This window comes from Photobacterium sp. GB-72, assembly GCF_003026095.1.
Classification (GTDB): domain Bacteria; phylum Pseudomonadota; class Gammaproteobacteria; order Enterobacterales; family Vibrionaceae; genus Photobacterium.
In genome coordinates, this window is the sequence record NZ_PYNV01000019.1 from 15,839 (window position 1) to 32,464 (window position 16,626).

General features: G+C 37.9%; 17 protein-coding genes. 8 read left to right on the forward strand and 9 right to left on the reverse strand.

Annotated elements, in window-relative coordinates:
* The first annotated feature begins 6 nt into the window (after window positions 1-6).
* Together phnN and phnP are read left to right on the forward strand one after the other, a co-directional pair.
* Window positions 7-561, forward strand: a complete 555-nt coding sequence (gene phnN, locus C9J40_RS17865; protein ID WP_107247604.1) for a ribose 1,5-bisphosphokinase — start codon at window positions 7-9, stop codon at window positions 559-561.
* 23 nt (window positions 562-584) lie between these two features.
* Window positions 585-1,352: a phosphonate metabolism protein PhnP gene (gene phnP / locus C9J40_RS17870; protein ID WP_107247572.1), complete on the forward strand. Its 768-nt coding sequence runs from the start codon at window positions 585-587 to the stop codon at window positions 1,350-1,352.
* Window positions 1,353-1,569: 217 nt separating this feature from the next.
* Here phnP and tpx read toward each other — a convergent pair whose 3' ends face one another.
* Complete coding sequence (tpx, locus tag C9J40_RS17875) at window positions 1,570-2,073, reverse strand: thiol peroxidase (protein ID WP_107208617.1); 504 nt, start codon at window positions 2,071-2,073, stop codon at window positions 1,570-1,572.
* A 466-nt stretch (window positions 2,074-2,539) separates the two neighbouring features.
* Between tpx and C9J40_RS17880 the strand changes: the two genes are divergently transcribed.
* Together C9J40_RS17880 and C9J40_RS17885 are read left to right on the forward strand one after the other, a co-directional pair.
* A complete protein-coding gene (locus C9J40_RS17880) occupies window positions 2,540-4,066 on the forward strand; it encodes a methyl-accepting chemotaxis protein (RefSeq protein ID WP_199188123.1) in 1,527 nt (508 codons plus the stop codon).
* A gap of 211 nt (window positions 4,067-4,277) precedes the next feature.
* Complete coding sequence (locus C9J40_RS17885; protein ID WP_107247574.1) at window positions 4,278-5,066, forward strand: NERD domain-containing protein; 789 nt, start codon at window positions 4,278-4,280, stop codon at window positions 5,064-5,066.
* A gap of 246 nt (window positions 5,067-5,312) precedes the next feature.
* On the opposite strand, the gene C9J40_RS22290 is transcribed toward C9J40_RS17885, so the two are convergent.
* Window positions 5,313-5,603, reverse strand: coding sequence for a hypothetical protein (locus tag C9J40_RS22290; RefSeq protein ID WP_233220332.1), 291 nt, complete (start codon window positions 5,601-5,603; stop codon window positions 5,313-5,315).
* A gap of 212 nt (window positions 5,604-5,815) precedes the next feature.
* On the opposite strand from C9J40_RS22290, the gene C9J40_RS17895 reads away from it, so the two are divergent.
* The gene (locus C9J40_RS17895) at window positions 5,816-7,540 is read left to right on the forward strand and encodes a class I SAM-dependent methyltransferase (RefSeq protein WP_107247575.1); all 1,725 of its coding nucleotides are present in this window, start codon (window positions 5,816-5,818) and stop codon (window positions 7,538-7,540) included.
* A gap of 129 nt (window positions 7,541-7,669) precedes the next feature.
* Window positions 7,670-8,104, forward strand: a complete 435-nt coding sequence (locus C9J40_RS17900; RefSeq protein ID WP_146144345.1) for a hypothetical protein — start codon at window positions 7,670-7,672, stop codon at window positions 8,102-8,104.
* 146 nt (window positions 8,105-8,250) lie between these two features.
* Here C9J40_RS17900 and C9J40_RS17905 read toward each other — a convergent pair whose 3' ends face one another.
* The 3 genes from C9J40_RS17905 to C9J40_RS17915 all read right to left on the reverse strand — a co-directional run bounded on the left by C9J40_RS17905 (window position 8,251) and on the right by C9J40_RS17915 (window position 9,244).
* Window positions 8,251-8,529 carry a hypothetical protein gene (locus C9J40_RS17905; RefSeq protein ID WP_107208613.1) on the reverse strand — a complete coding sequence of 93 codons (279 nt, stop codon included), beginning with the start codon at window positions 8,527-8,529 and terminating at the stop codon, window positions 8,251-8,253.
* Between the two features lie 90 nt (window positions 8,530-8,619).
* Window positions 8,620-8,916, reverse strand: coding sequence for a hypothetical protein (locus tag C9J40_RS17910; protein ID WP_233219148.1), 297 nt, complete (start codon window positions 8,914-8,916; stop codon window positions 8,620-8,622).
* A 121-nt stretch (window positions 8,917-9,037) separates the two neighbouring features.
* On the reverse strand, window positions 9,038-9,244 hold the full coding sequence (locus C9J40_RS17915) for a hypothetical protein (RefSeq protein ID WP_369917488.1): 207 nt from the start codon (window positions 9,242-9,244) through the stop codon (window positions 9,038-9,040).
* A 464-nt stretch (window positions 9,245-9,708) separates the two neighbouring features.
* Here C9J40_RS17915 and C9J40_RS17920 point away from each other — a divergent pair, with 464 nt between their 5' ends.
* Window positions 9,709-9,921: a cold-shock protein gene (locus C9J40_RS17920; RefSeq protein ID WP_005363823.1), complete on the forward strand. Its 213-nt coding sequence runs from the start codon at window positions 9,709-9,711 to the stop codon at window positions 9,919-9,921.
* A gap of 159 nt (window positions 9,922-10,080) precedes the next feature.
* Window positions 10,081-10,284, forward strand: a complete 204-nt coding sequence (locus C9J40_RS17925) for a hypothetical protein (protein WP_107208610.1) — start codon at window positions 10,081-10,083, stop codon at window positions 10,282-10,284.
* Window positions 10,285-10,614: 330 nt separating this feature from the next.
* Here the strand turns inward: C9J40_RS17925 and C9J40_RS17930 are convergent, their stop codons facing one another.
* From C9J40_RS17930 to C9J40_RS17945, 4 genes are all read right to left on the reverse strand, one after another.
* Window positions 10,615-12,063 (reverse strand): hypothetical protein, encoded by a 1,449-nt coding sequence (locus C9J40_RS17930; protein ID WP_107247578.1) that lies wholly within the window; start codon window positions 12,061-12,063, stop codon window positions 10,615-10,617.
* A 367-nt stretch (window positions 12,064-12,430) separates the two neighbouring features.
* The gene (gene btsR / locus C9J40_RS17935) at window positions 12,431-13,156 is read right to left on the reverse strand and encodes a two-component system response regulator BtsR (protein WP_107208608.1); all 726 of its coding nucleotides are present in this window, start codon (window positions 13,154-13,156) and stop codon (window positions 12,431-12,433) included.
* A gap of 31 nt (window positions 13,157-13,187) precedes the next feature.
* A complete protein-coding gene (locus tag C9J40_RS17940) occupies window positions 13,188-14,858 on the reverse strand; it encodes a sensor histidine kinase (protein WP_107208607.1) in 1,671 nt (556 codons plus the stop codon).
* 104 nt (window positions 14,859-14,962) lie between these two features.
* Window positions 14,963-16,447 (reverse strand): carbon starvation protein A, encoded by a 1,485-nt coding sequence (locus C9J40_RS17945; protein ID WP_107208606.1) that lies wholly within the window; start codon window positions 16,445-16,447, stop codon window positions 14,963-14,965.
* Window positions 16,448-16,626 lie beyond the last annotated feature (179 nt).

The window sequence follows — 16,626 nt, forward strand, 5'->3', positions numbered from 1 at the left end:
ACAGTGTTGGCTAGGTTGTTCTATATATTAGGTGCATCTGGCGCGGGTAAAGATTCTCTTATCAATGCGGTTCGAGAAAGTTTAAGTGAACGATTGATGATCGCACATCGATATATTACTCGACCTGCATTTATGGGGAACGAAAATCATATAGCGTTATCGGATACCGAATTTGATTTACGTATAAATCGTGGGCTATTTGTCATGCACTGGCAGGCGAATGGTTGTCGATATGGCGTTGGCAATGAAGTGGATGATTGGCTCAATAAGGGATTGGATGTCATGGTTAATGGATCCAGAGCTTATTTAGAAACCGCCAAGGCACGCTTTGGTGAACAACTTCAAGTGGTGTGGATCTCAGTTAGCCCTGAAGCCCTAGAGCAACGGTTACAGCTTCGAGGGCGAGAAAGTGAAGAAGAGATAACACAACGGTTGGAGCGCGCAGTGGCTTATGACGCTGTAAGACCACCATGTGCAATTGTGGTTGATAATAGTGGCTCTCTTCAAAGCAGTACTGAGCAGTTTCTTGCTCAAATGAAATATGCTGTATACGAGTCTTAATCAAAAAACGTAGTGGGGTAATTATGTTATCACTGACATTACTCGGCACAGGTGCCGCTGGTGGTGTTCCCCTATATGGTTGTCATTGTTCTGCATGTGAGGCTGCAACCCATGATCATCACCTCGAAAGAAAACCCTGCTCGGCGATGATAGAGTGGGGAAATGCGCAGAATAAAAAGCGTTTGCTTATTGATGCAGGCATCATGGATCTTCATAAGCGTTTTTCTGTTGGTTCATATATTGGCTTTTTGCTCACTCATTTTCATGTAGATCATGTTCAAGGCTTGTTCCATTTACGTTGGGGTAATGGTGGATTAATTCCTGTTTGGTGCCCTGATGATCCTTTAGGTTGTGCTGATCTACTGAAGCATTCCGGCTGTTTAGATTTTCGTCCGTATCTTCAGCATGGAGTACCTTTTAATGTTGAAGGGTTGAAAATCACACCACTGTCGATGCAACACTCCAAACCTACGTTTGGGTATCTGTTTGAGTGTGATGGAAAGACAGTCGCTTACTTAACAGATACCGATGGTTTACCTCTGGAGACTGAGCAGTACTTATTGTCAGTAAATAAACTTGATGCATTAGTGCTAGATTGCTCTTTTCCACCGACATTAGCACGAGGTAATCATAGCGATATTGATACAGCCTTTGATGTTTATGAACGCCTACGACCAAAGCAATTTATCATTACCCATATAGGGCATGAATTAGATTGTTGGCTGCAAGATAACCAAGTCCCTAGCTCGTTAGTTATTGGTGGTGATGGGTACAAAGTGGATTTGATGTAACTGATTGATTAATAAAATAGAGCATAGCTTTTCTTATTAATGTTTTGTATCAGGATTATCGAGTTAGATTATTGCTCAATGCGGTGAGAGTTCGAACAATATATAAGATGGTAGAGAAAGAAGGGGCGACTCTTTTGACCGTGAATGTTATGCATACAGAATTTGCGAAAAAGAGATAAGCGGCCCCTTAAGAGCCACTTCAATTTTTATCTTTATCTTATTTTTGTAGCGCTGCGATTGCTGCGTCGTAGTTAGGCTCATCAGTAATCTCTGCTACAAGTTCAGCATGGATCACAAGACCTTCCTCGTTTAGTACAACAACAGCACGAGTAGCTAAATCACGAAGTGCGCCTTCAGCGAGTTTAACGCCGTATGCTTCTGCAAATTCAGGGCTACGGAATAGAGAAGCCGTTTGAACGTTCTCAATACCTTCTGCTGCACAGAAACGACCAGTAGCGAAAGGCAAGTCAGCAGAGATACATAGCACAACTGTATTTTCAGTGTTTGCGGCTTTTTGATTAAATGCTTTTACACCAAGTGCACAAACCGGTGTATCGATGCTTGGGAAGATATTTAAAACAACTTTTTTACCTTTGACTGAATCAAGCGTGATGTCAGAAAGATCAGCGCCGCAAAGGGTAAATGCTGGTGCTTGAGTACCTACAACAGGGAATGTACCTGCAAGTTGAACAGGTGAGCCTTGGAATGTTACTTGAGTCATTTTTTACTTTCCTTTTATATAGCACGCAAATGGTGTGCAACTTTTTATTCACACACTATATACACAAAAGAATAAATTAATAGTGGTCAGTAGCATATTTAACCAAGGTCATACCACTAAGTGATTTTATTGTCTTTTAAGTTGCATTTACATCGAGGATAAAACTGATTATTTAATCGCCACAATTCAAAAGTAAAAACGCGATGCTGACTTAATTACTTTTTTGTAAGTGCATCAGATGTCGCGCTTTGTTGAAATTGTGATAACAGCATAAGTTTGAGCGTATTTGTTAAAGTTGTTGCGACTTTTACAGATAACGTAACTGAATGGTTATATCTTGTGTTGCGAGATGACATATTCAGTTCGAGCTATCAATGATGAGATTGACAACATTTGTTGATAGAGATCCACAACTTGCGTTGAGACAATAAGAATGAAAAAAATAATCCTATTAGCCGTTTGTGCCATGTTTGGCATTGCCGTTATGGCGAGTATGGCATCGACCTACTTTATATCTAGCCAAAAGATAGACAATATCATCCTCGATAAATCTCAAATACAGGCGGAATTCTTAGCCAAAAATGCAGGATATATTCTAGAAAATTCCGATACCCCTAAAAAAGATCTTCAAGCATTAGTCGATGATTTGAAACAACGTTCTGATGTTAGCTATGCCATTGTTATCGATAATAATGTTACAGCTGTTGCACATAGCGATAAGCAAAAGCTAAACAAAAAATATGATGATGCGTATACCGTAGACGGTGCGACAAAAGGCGTCCAACAATATTCCAAATGGTATGCCGACGTACAAAAGGTATGGGTGTTCGACATTATGGCGCCAATCTATGTGAATGGTCAGCTTTACGGCACATTTGATATTGGCATCCCCATTACCGAAGTAAGCCAAGCAACCAATGGCATTATCACTTACCAACTAGGTTCGATGATTGTGATCTTCGTACTTTGCTTAATAGTGCTATCTCTACTGCTCAATAAATTAATGCGCCCACTATCGGTACTTAAAGATGCATTGCATGATATCTCGCAAGGTGATGGTGATTTAACGGTGCGCTTACCAATAAAAGGTAATGACGAAGTTGCCCAGATCTCGTCAGCGTTTAATGTATTTGTTGAAAAAGTACATGGCATTATTTCCCAAGTGGTGAATTCTGGAGTGGAATTAAATGGTTCTGCCATCGCACTTCGTGAGCAGTCACAGCAAGCACTCGCGAGAGGACAAGAGCAAAATGAACAAACCATGCTCGTTGTGACATCAATGAATGAAATGATTGCCACGGTTAATGAAATTGCGTCTAACGCCGCGAGTGCCGCAGATGCAGCAAGCATGGCAACCAATGAAACCCAAGAAGGGTATAAAACACTACAACGAACAACAACGGCCATCTCTAACCTTGAAAATGAGATGAACAGTACTTCAAATATCATTGTTAGCTTGGCGGATAATACGCAATCTATAGGTACGATTCTTGAAGTAATACGTGGGATTTCAGAGCAAACCAATTTACTGGCATTGAATGCCGCTATTGAAGCAGCAAGGGCGGGTGATGCAGGACGCGGGTTTGCTGTTGTTGCTGATGAAGTACGTAATCTTGCAACGAAAACAGCCCAATCAACAGATGAAATTGATGCCATGATCCACCAGTTACAAACAGAAGCCCAGAGCGCGGTAGGCTCAATGAGTAACAGTAAGGCACTGATTAACGAAGGGGCAACCGAAACAGAACATGCGCGACAAGCACTTGAATCAATCTCACAGCAAGTCACCACTATTTTAGATATGAATACCCAAGTGGCGACAGCTACTGAGCAGCAATCAACAGTGGCAAATGAGATTAACTTGAATATGGATACGGTGAGTCACTTAGTTAAACTTGGTTTGAACGCCAGTGAACAATTAGAGGCATCCAGCCAGCAACTTGCTGACTTATCGCAAACGCTGGATAAGCATGTAGGGACATTCAAAATATAATAATGATGCTTGGAAAAAGGCGACGTTGAGTCGCCTTTTTTATTAATAGATAGGAGTTTAAGTAATACTTAATTGGACTTGTTAGCCTATAAATTCTCGATGTTCTTCAAATTTCAAAAATAAATAGTAACGAATAAACGCATTTGATTGCATAATACTGCCTTTATATGGTGTCTAAAGGCGTAATGCTTTTCAAAGGTAAAATAAATCAGTGGATATATTTGAACTATTACTTAGTACGGCTAAACAAGTTTGGTATTTAATACCTCTAATACTTATTGTTTCTCTTTTAAAGAGCTCTTGGTTTAAAGGTGTCTTTGGAGAGTTTTTGGTAAATAAATTATTATCTCAATTACCAAAGTCAGATTACACATTAATAAAAGATGTAACCTTGCCTACTTCTGATGGCACAACTCAAATCGATCATATTGTTGTATCTAAATTTGGTATATTTGTAGTTGAAACCAAAAATATGAAAGGTTGGATCTTTGGATCAAAAAGTCAAAAACAATGGACTCAAAAAATATATCGTCATTCTTCTAAATTTCAGAATCCACTTCACCAAAATTATAAGCATGTAAAAACTCTGGAGTCTTTATTAGGTATTGATTTAGTGAATCTACACTCAGTAATTGTATTTATCGGCGATAGTACATTTAAAACAAAAATGCCTGAAAATGTTACCTATTCTCGTGGTTGTATTCACTATATAAAACAATTTAGTCAACAGGTCTTTTCTGAGTCTGAGTATGAGAAAATTTTAGATCAATTACAGAATATTAAATTAAAACGAGGTGTTATCACTAACATTAAACACCGCCAACATGTACAGCAACTTGTAACATTGAAATCTTCTATAAAGTGCTGTTCTCGTTGTGGTGCAGAGATGGTATTGCGTGAAACAAAACGTGGTGCAAATAAAGGCCAGCAGTTTTGGGGATGTTCAACATTTCCTAAATGCCGCTCAATACAAGCCGTTGATACAATGAACTTTAAGTAGGAAGAGTTTAAAGTCATTAATCAGATTGAATATATGATAAAAATGCCATGATAATCATCATGGCATTTTGTTATTAATATCAATTTATAAAGGGTTTAGTAACGGTTTTTGATTAAATATTAATCCTAGCCTTGCTTGTTTTTCTATGTCGTAGGCTTCTTGACTACTAGTAACAACAATATATTGGTATTGCAAAGAATCATGGATAAAGCTTTTAGTCAGTTTATCGAGTGTTAGAGTGCCAGCTTAAAATAGGGGTAGTTGTTTTTTTGAAACCTTGGGTATCACAATACGGTTTGCTACATATACGCAAAATTGATCACCACTTAATCGACCAGATGCATGGCTGTGTAAGCGAGTAACTAATCCATATTTCTTTTTATGCTGGTTCTTCTCAATTTCACGGCCTGACATTCCACAATAAATTAAATTATTATCTTGCCAGATAGCATAAACGCCAGCAGCTACAGATGGAATTGCCGTATTTGGCCAATCAGAAAAACGAAATATTGGGCTAAATTTAATTTTATTTTGCATTCCTTTCCCTTTGTACATATTGCACTAATCGTAAATCAACCAGTTCTTTTACTGTTTCATATTATCGTAAAGTATTTTTATAAAGGATGTTTTTAGAATAATGCTTAAACATTATTAAAACCTTAGCAAAATTAGAATATTACTGAAATTTCAATCGTGAATATCAATAACTTACAGTATGATAAATTCACCTTGTTTTCAGAGCTATCATCATGTCTAAAACCATTGATTTTTATCACCAAAATGCACAAACCCTGAGTGAGCAATATCAGTCGTTAACCTTTGAGCAAGTACATAAAAATTGGCAAGCGCATTGGCCTGTCAGTTCATCGAAAGATGCCTTAAAAGTGCTTGATATTGGTGCAGGGGCTGGACGTGATGCGCTATGGTTTGCGGAGCATCATTGTGATGTCTATGCAATAGAGCCAGCACAAGCATTACGAGAACAAGGTGAAAAATATACTCGGCAGTATGATGATAAAATCACTTGGCTTGATGATCAGCTACCCGAGCTACACAGTATTGTAGAGCTTGGTATGCGCTTTGATTGTATTTTGTTATCTGCGGTTTGGATGCACCTTTCTTCTTGTGCGCGTGAGCGAGCATTTCGCAAATTATCTAACCTACTGGCACCGAGTGGAAAGCTAGTGATCTCGCTGCGTTATGGTGATTTTTCTGATTCTCGCAAAGCCTATGATGTCAGTGTTGAAGAACTGGAACAATTAGCCAATAAACATGCCTTACAAGTTAACTTCATTTCTGAACATGATGCCGATGAATTAGGTCGTAACAGTGTGCAATGGCAAACCGTGGTGATGCAGTTGCCTGATGATGGTACGGGTGATCTGATCAAGGTTAGGCAAATCATTGTTAATGATGCTAAGTCTGCCACGTACAAGCTTGCGTTACTTCGTACTCTTTTACATATCGCTGACGCCCATCCCGGTGCTGTTCTCAGCCGTGAAGATAATAAAGTTCGATTGCCGTTGGGCTTAGTGGCACTTTATTGGATACGACAATTTAAACGCTTAATCGATATTGATATTGATGGCTTTGGTATCCAACAAAGTAGCGACAGTAAAAAAGGCTTAGGCTTTGTAAAAGAGCAAGGCTGGAAAAAACTGACACACCTTAGTGCAGATGATTTATCTATTGGGGCGATGTTTACGGGTGATGAAGCTAAAGCACTCCAAACAACGATCCGAGATAGTTTGAAAACAATTCAAGATGGCCCTGTTACGTTTATTTATCAGGGAGATAAAAATAATACGTTATTCCAGATGGAGCGTGAAAAAGTACGTACAGCAGATTGCTTTGTACTTGAACTAGAAGCGTTAGCTGAATTTGGCTATTTCGTGCTAGACGAAAGTTTGTGGGAATGTTTGCGATTATACAGTAGCTGGATAGAGCCATTAGTCGTGAATCAATGGATAGCGGAAATGCGTCGTTATAAGTTAAATGAAGCGCGAGATATTCCGCTACAAACTTATTACGACTGTCTAAAATGGATTGATGAAAGTCATGACACCCGAGGTGTACGGCAGAAGATCATTGCTTTACAGCAAAACGGTGTAGAACTGGAAAGTGTATGGAGTGGTAAACGCTTACAGCCTGATTATCAGGTAGATCATTGCTTACCGTTTGCTTATTGGCCGAATAATGATAAGTGGAATTTATTGCCTGCCAGTAAAAATGAGAATAACCAAAAAAGGGCACGAGTGCCGACAAGACGCCGTTTAATTGATTCGAGAGAGCGTATCGTTAATTGGTGGCAAGTAGCATGGCAAACAGAGCAAGAGCAAAAACGTTTTTTTGATGAAGCGGTATTATCACTGCCTCATTTACCGTTAGCGTGCCGTAACTTTGATGATGTTTTTGAAGCGATGGGTTTGCAAGTTAATGGTGTTAAAAGTCGTTTGCTGGTCGGCGAGTGGTAAAACTTATGGATATAAGTATTAACTTTGAGTTAGCTAAATGATCAATGAGCTTAATGGGAATTTTATCTAACTTACCTAGAAAAAACGTCATTTTAAATAATTGCTCTACAGCTATTTTAGGAAGATACCTTGAGAGTGAATACAGATTTATTTAGTTTATCGGCAGAAGTTCAGGCTGAAATTAATGAGCGCTACGAGCATGAACAAGAATTAAGTCGTCGACATTGCTCTTACGTTCATTTTATTGCAGAAAGCATCAATCAACCTGATTCTTACCGTTCTATTGATGATCCTGAATATCGAGAACCGACACCGAGTGAAATACGCGAGGTATTTGAACATTTAGCGCATGTTCATAGTAAAGGCATCGTGACTAAAATGCTGGGCATAAAGGGGAAATCGAACCCTATGCGAACAATTAACCGCTGGATAGATGGAGAATCGTCAATCCCTTATCCTGCTTGGCGATTAATGCTGATTCTTGATGGCAGAGTGGTTCAAACAAATAGGCTTCCTACTGAAATAGGAGAAAAGCCATGGAAGAAATACTATAAGAAAGTATGAAGATTTTTATTTGATTTCAGAGTTTGAATATTTTAGTCGTTATATATGTAAGAGGAATTACACATATTTATATAATTAAAACTAGTTCAATAATAAATGATTAAAAGACAAGTGATGGAAAATATTTACCCCATCACTAATGTTTATTATTGTTCTTTACTGCTTTTCTCGGCTGTTTCCATTAATTTCATCGAGTCTTTGTAATCGCCAAATTTTGTTGGCTCTGTTAATTTTAAATCTTTTTTCATTGATGTACTGAAAGTACCGTCTTTTAGGATAACAGACAGTATGCTGTAGGCTGGAATAGTGACTTTGTTCGCACCATCAAGATCTTGAAGAAAAGCACCCGATTTCGTGTAAGCGATAAATTGTTGGGTATAGTCTTCTGTGCTGCCATGCGGTAGGCGAAGGTTAATAGTGATCATAAGTGTCCTTAAATTTTACGTTATTAGGGATATGAATAAACGTAGAGATTGGCTGATTGAGTAAGGTAATGTTTAGAGATAAATTTCGCACTAGCTGTTGAAATGTCTTTCATCTGGCGACATACCAAGATTTAATGTTTGGTAGCATTTGTGTAGATTTAAAAACATACCTTCCTGCTCAATCTCTTTCGTCATTAGCTCTCGTAAGCTTTCTAACGTGTGGTTATCTTGTACTTCTATCGTGTAAATACCTGTTTCAACCATGCGCTGTTTAGCCTTTTTTGAAGGTTCATTAGCTATTTCTACTTTGTGAATTTTGACACCAAGCTTTGACAAAAAGGCTGGCATAGTCGCAGTACCGCAAATACATTCAGATCGAAAAGTCATTAGTTTCATGGTGTCGGTACTCAAAAGTAAAAGTCAGTCGAATGTTGAAACGCTGTATAGAGAGTGGATAGGAAGCTTACGGCTTTGAAAGATAGTAACAATTAAGGATAGTTAATTTTTATTATGATCCTGATTTTATACAGCGCTCTGCACTTGCAAAAAGGTTATTACATATCGTCTGTTGTTTGTTATGTTCAGCTGTTCCTACTATTAAGGAATCCAGTACTTCTTTGGCTTTGTGGTAGTCTTCAACGATAAGAGCAAATCGATCTTCAAAAGCATTCTTTCTTATTTTTTTTCCAGGTTTCTTTCCAGATTTACGCATCATGATCTCGCTATATTAGAGGTGTAGTGCAAAGACAATCATCTAACTCAGTAATGAAGAAAAGATATTGCAGAATAGATGTGATGAATTAAATGGAAGAGAAACAGAGAAGCTTTTAATGGAATATTTAATTAATCATTGTTTTGCATCGGCTATTGTACAGGTTATTCAAATAATAGATATAAAAATAAATTCAACAAAAAATATGTTTTAAATCAATTGCTTGTTTTTTCATTTTCTTATTTTGATAAAATAAACATATACAGCCTATCGATTTAGTGCTCTACTGTAATGGCTCTGTTGTTCAGAGTTATTAATGAAACATCAAGTAAAAGTAAAACCCTCAGAATATCTTCGTTATTGTTGCCATCCTCTGTGTTTCCCTTAGCTTCTTCGTCACATCGATAATTCAGACTCTTAGTACTTCGCATTTGCGATATTTTATGAATTTATTTAAGGGACACATTATGTCTAATAAAAATACTGGCTTAGTAAAATGGTTTAACGAAGATAAAGGCTTTGGTTTTATTACCCAAGACAATGGCGGTGCAGATGTATTTGTACATTTTCAAGCTATCGTTTCTGAAGGTTTTAAGACATTGATGGATGGTCAAAAGGTTTCTTTTGATGTCGAACAAGGTCAAAAAGGTCTTCAAGCTTCAAATGTCGTTGCTTTATAAGACTTTCTAAAGGGTAGCATTTTATTGCTGCCCCATTATCGAAAACTTAAAAATATTGCTTTTATCATTATTCTATTTGTTTCTATTATTTCTCGATAAAGTTTAGATAATAATTAAATAATAATCATAGTAATAACTTAAAATAAATAGGAAATATAAATGTCAGTATATAATATTATGTACATTAATGATTTAGATAAAATAATTAAATCTGAAACTGTTTTTATGAAATGTTTAAGAGGTGCGAAAGTATCATCTTCTTCATATGCTCCTTTTTTCACGGTAAAAATTGAATTGAGAGATATTGTCGGAAAATTATTAGCGACTAAAGAAAATAATGCTTGGGTTAATAATGATAAATAGACAAAAAATAACTAAAAAAGAGTTAGAAAAAGCACATCACTTAGGTGTGGTTAGAAGAAGAATTTAAGATGTAAGTAATATAGTGCTATTGCTTTCATGGCTCATTCCTTTGATATGTATTTTCTAATTAAAATTTAACATTCAATATCGCTATTCCCAACGCCTAATTCGGATAAGCCATTATTTTAAATTGCTTATATTTCGCTGTAGTTTAGCGTTACTAGCCAGTTAAAATAATGACATTATATCGAGCTTGCTGACACCCATAATACCATTAAAAAATAGTGGTATTATGGGTGTAATACCACTAGTCATCATTGTTATAATATATCATCGAGAAAAAACACTATTAATGAGATTTATTAACCAAGTCAATAACATCATAAAATAAGATGAAACTGGGTTTGATGAAGATTCATTATTTGGATGAGATGTCGTTGTTTCACTGTTGTCGGTATCAGACGATTCGTTGATATCTTCAGTCGTATCAGGTTGTTCATCATTTGGCGTAACAGATTCACTATTGTTTTCAGGTTCAATAGGTTGATTGAAGCTCACTGATACCACAACACCGGGTCTATCACTGAATAAATAATTATATTCTTGACCCAATAAGGTAACCACCTCCCCGTTATCAATCAGTGTCCCACATCGTAGAATATCGAGTGGATCATTTTCTCCATCGAGTGAGCTACACAAATTATGTTGCCAGTTTTCGTTATCAAAGTAATAAAGTACGTTTGAATAAACTCGACCATCAACAGAAACTTCTAGATTGACCGATTCATAGGATGAAATGTCATATTGTTCGGGGCTGAATGAATTAACTTGTACCCAAGTAGTCGCCTCAGTTAAATTATTAATCTTTTCACAATTACCGCATCCTAATTCAAAATTAATTCCCTGTTTCAGTTCTTTAATCGCATTGAACTTTCCATCTGAGAAATCATTTAAATGAGTTTTTGAGATGATTTGAGATAACATAATAGCAGCATCATTTCTTTCAACTACTCGTGGCGAGTAACGTTCAAAGCCCAATAATTTTGCGGCATCAGATGCTGTAATTCTAAAATCAGGTAATGTAAACAAAGTATATTCATCATACATGCCTTTTTTCAAATAATAAGTTACTTCACCCGTGTCAGAAATATGTATTCCTGCAGTTATCCATCCCGATAATGGTTGATAGCTATTTAGAAACCTCACATCAAAGTTAACTTTTTTAGGTATTCGGACATGAAGCCTATCCTGATAAATCCAAAGCCCCGGATAATGATCTTTTAGTTGATTATTATTTGATCTCTTCACTGTTAGTCTAAATGATGTAACTTGAGAAGCCTCGCCTAAATAGAGTTGTCCATAAAAGTAAGGGTTGTCTTCTTTTACCCAAGGTTGACCATAAAAGAAAAAATCATCTTGTCCATCATCATCAGAAACAGCATATATATTGCTTTCTGCCGCTCCAGGATGTAAGGCATACCATGCCTCATTCCGATTTTTACTTGCAAACACTAACGCATGTTGTTCAGTGTTCGGAATTGTTTGAGAAACAATATATTCAGGAGCACCTCTCTGAGTGCCTGATAAACCAAAACCTTGACCAGCCCAGCCCTTAGAATATGAAAAAGAATCTCCTATAAAATCTGTTGAGTAATCAACTTCTGTGATTTGTGTTCCGGCAGGTTCGTTTTTAAAAGAATCGTATGATTGAGAATAAGATAAAGAAGATAGGGCGAGTATTGGAATTGCAATGAAAGAACCACGTAAACTAAAAAGCATAATATCTCCAGCCTTAAGATAGAAAAATTAAATGCACCAAAAAATGAGACCGTAGATTTTAAAATATAATTTCAAAAATTATTAAAATTAATTATTAATCTGAAAATTGAAATGTATATTGTCATAAAATAAAGACATTAATGTAAGTGTATTAATATTATAATTATTTCATATTTATATGGGGATTTAATCTTCATTGTTTTTTCTAATAGAAAATTGCGTCTCTTATATAAATTCTATATGTAATAAGTGTTTATTTTAAAAATATTTTTCTTAACGTTTATAAATGAAATCAAGTTATAGAAATAGCCCTATAGGTCAATTAAATTGATTTATAAGACCATTATTTTCAATAAAGCAATGTGATTTACAAAATACCAAGTAGCTTTTTAAGTGCTGAAAGGTAGCGACGGCTAACGGGAAGTTCATACCCTGTTTTTGTAATAATTTCAGCTAATCCATTTTCTAATAACTTAATTTCACTGATCATTTTGATATTCACCAGATACTGACGATGACAACGCACCAATGGCGTTTTTTCTTCCAATGTTTTTAAGGTGAGTTGTGTGCTAGCAGTTTGATCATAGGAACGTACTTGTACGCCACTGATATCGCTATAGGCACATTCCACAGTGTCGGTGGTAAGAATCACAATACGGTTATGACCAATGCAGGGGATTTGATCGAGCTTATTCGGTGCAATAGCGGAGATGGCTTGTTGAGGCGTTGATTGTTGTATCACTTTATGTAAACGACTCACTGTTTTGGTTAAACGACTTGGATTAACTGGCTTCAATAAATAATCAAAAGCATTCTCTTCAAACGCTTGAATAGCATAATGATCGTAAGCGGTTACAAACACCACATAGGGCATAGTTTCAGGATCGAGCATGCTTAATAGTTCAATACCTGTTACTTGTGGCATTTGAATATCAACAAAGACAATATCTGGCTTTAGCTCATTGATTTTCTTTAGCCCAATGATAGCGTTTGGCGCTTCACCAATCACCGTAACATAGCCTGTTTCTTCCAATAGTTCTGCCAGCTCTTCACGGGCAAATTGTTCATCATCAATGACAAGAGCAGTTAACATCCAACCTTACCTTTTATGTGATTTGCTGTACTTATTGTGCGTTGGGGATAATAAAACTTATTTGGGTAAATTGGTGCTGTGTGCATGTGATTTTTAGCGTTGAATCACGACCAAATTGATTGGATAGGCGTTTATCTACTATCTCCATTCCCAATCCGACATGGGTATCTGCTGGTGGCTGATAACTTCCTGCATTATCTTCAACCGTGATTTCGTAGCCCAATGGGTGAGGTTGGCTATAAATCTTCACTATTCCACCTTCTAACAGTGTAGAAATACCATGTTTGATAGCGTTCTCTACCAGAGGTTGAAGCGTAAAACTGGGCAGTTTGGTATCAAGTAATTCATGTTGAATATTAATGTCGACATCAAGGCGATCCGTAAAACGGGCTTTTTCTATAGTGAGGTAGGCGTTTACGTGTGCCAACTCTTCTCGTAGCGTTACGGTGTTAATATTTTGCTTTAAGTTACTACGGAAAAATTGCGATAAGTTTTGAATAAGCTTTCGGGCTTTATCTGGATCGCGTCTTGTGATGGCACTGATGGTATTAAGGGCATTAAACAAAAAGTGAGGATTCACTTGCGCATGTAGCAGTTTAATTTCGGCTTGTGATAATAAGGTTTGTTGCTGCAAGTAATCACCGTAAAGAATTTGGCTGGATAGTAGCTGTGCAATACCTTCTGCCATCGACATGTTAGCGGTTGAAAACAGTTTACGTTTTGGCTCATATAACTTAATAGTGCCGACAACTTGATTGCCTGCGCGTAGTGGAATGATAAGCGCCGAACCAAGCTTACAGTCATGGGCGAGAGAGCATTGATATGGGGATTCACGACCATCAAGGTAGATGATGTCATTTTGTTCTATCGAATCTAAGGTGCTTTGTGAAGAAATAGGGGTGTTTGGCTTATGGTGATCATCCCCGATCCCCACAAAGGCTAAAAGTTTTTCTTGGTCTGTGATCGCAACGGCACCGACCTTGGTTTCTTCATAAATAATACGGGCGATCTTATTGGCATTGTCACTGTTAAAGCCGGTACTAAGAATACCGACCGAGCGATCTGCAATGGTTAAAGCACGGCGAGAAAAGGCCGCTGAGTATTTTTCAAATATTGTTTTACGATCTTGCAGAATACTCATAAACAGTGCCGCACCAACGGAATTGGCAATGATCATTGGAACGGCAATGGTAGAAACGAGCTCATAGGCTTGGTCAAAAGGTTTGGCGACAGTGATTAAGATGATCATCTGCACTACTTCAGCAACAAAGGTGACACCAAATACCATGCAAGGGTTAAATAACAATGCGCCTTTGTTACGTTTAAGCAGGTAAACATGGAGTAAGCCACCAATTAAGCCTTCAGCAGTGGTCGAAATGGTACAGGCAAGATCGGTAAAGCCACCAAGAGTATAGCGATGAATACCGCCCGTTAAACCAACGGCAAAACCCACCACAGGGCCACCAAAAAGCCCACCCATAACGGCACCAATAGCACGGGTGTTCGCAATTGCATCGTCGATATGTAAGCCGAAGTAGGTACCGAGAATACAAAAACCAGAAAATAGCACATAACAGATTAGCTTATGGCTTAAACGAGAAGAAATGCTCAACAAAGGCAAAATAATGGGGGTCTTACTCAGCATATAAGCCAGTACTAAGTAAACACACATTTGCTGTAGCAAAGAGACTATCAATTCCATATTGGAGCTCATGATAAAAATAATGCGCGATTGTAAGGCAAACAAAAAAAGCCTGCGGTGCGCAGGCTCTTAGATTGAGGAATCAAGCAAATTAATGTTTGTGATTATGCTATTTCTGACGTTGCTTTTATTTCTTCCTCATCGGCAAAGTCAGTATCACCTTTTCCTTTCGATATCTTTATTACGTAACCTGTTACGAATAGCGAGAATACAATACCTACGATGGTTGAGATCTGCATTGGTAAGCCGAAACCTAATGTGCTGTTATTTAAAATGAAGGTCACACATACCGTTGTCATAAAGATGGCTGGAACTGTCGTGATCCAGTGCAATTTATTGTGGCGAAGCAAGTAAGCAGAAGCCGTCCAAAGCATCATTACAGCTGTGGTTTGGTTAGCAAAGCCGAAGTAACGCCAGATAATCCCGAAATCGACTTGGGTTAAAATGCCACCTAATACAAACAATGGAACAGCCATAAGTAGACGATTACGCAATGTTTTTTGCTCAACATTGAAGTACTCAGCTAAGATCAAACGGCTTGAACGAAACGCAGTATCACCAGAGGTAATAGGTAGAATCACAACACCTAAGAACGCCAAGATGCCACCAAACGTACCCAGTAAACCAAAGGATGCACTGTAAACTACGTTACCCGGACCACCACTTTTCACCGCTTCAGAAAGTGACTCAAGCGAGCCGAAGAAAGATAGGGCAATAGCACACCAAATTAGCGCAATCACACCTTCACCGATCATCGCACCGTAGAATACGAAGCGGCCATTTTTCTCATTGTGCATACAGCGCGCCATTAATGGCGATTGTGTCGCATGGAAACCAGAGATAGCACCACAAGCGATAGTAATAAACAATGCAGGCCATAGTGGCATGTCATTCGGGTTTAAGTTAGTGAACATTTCGCTCACTTTGAAATCACCCATTACAGTATGTTCACTAGAGAACGCAATGGCTGCCATTAAGCCCACAGACATGAAAATGAGAAGAGCACCAAATAATGGGTAGAAGCGACCAATGATCTTATCGACAGGTACAATCGTTGCCAGAATGTAGTAACCAAAAATAAGCACAACCATAGTAGTTACATTAACGCTTAGGCTGGTTTGGTCGTTGATAAGGTTAGTGATCATATCGGCAGGAGCAGAAACAAAGACCACACCGACAAGCAAGAGTAGAACAATGGCAAAAAGGTTCATAAAGTGTTTTGCGCCATTGCCTAAGTAACGACCTGTAATGCTCGGTACTGATGCGCCGCCATTACGGATAGATAACATACCAGAGAAGTAATCGTGAACAGCACCTGCGAAAATGCAGCCAACCACAATCCAGAGCATGGCAGCAGGGCCATACAGCGCACCCATGATAGGGCCAAAAATAGGACCAACACCGGCGATATTGAGTAGCTGGACGAGGTAGACACGCTTTGTCGACATAGGAACAAAGTCGACACCATCTGTTTTGGTATGTGCAGGGGTTTTACGGTGTTCTTTTATACCGAATACTTTCTCTACGAAAGCACCGTAAATAAAGTAGCCACCAATAAGCGCGGCAACACAGGTCAGAAACCACATCATAGCAATTGTCCTTAATATTGTAGGGGGAAGCTAGGGTGTATGGTATTTGTCTTTTTAGTTAGCTGCATTTAGTTAATAGGTCAGTGGCAGGATAGTGCGGCGAGTGGTTACAGTGAGGATTAAGTGGTTTGGTATATTGTAAGGAGAGGTAGAGAGTTGATGAAATCGATAGCGTAATT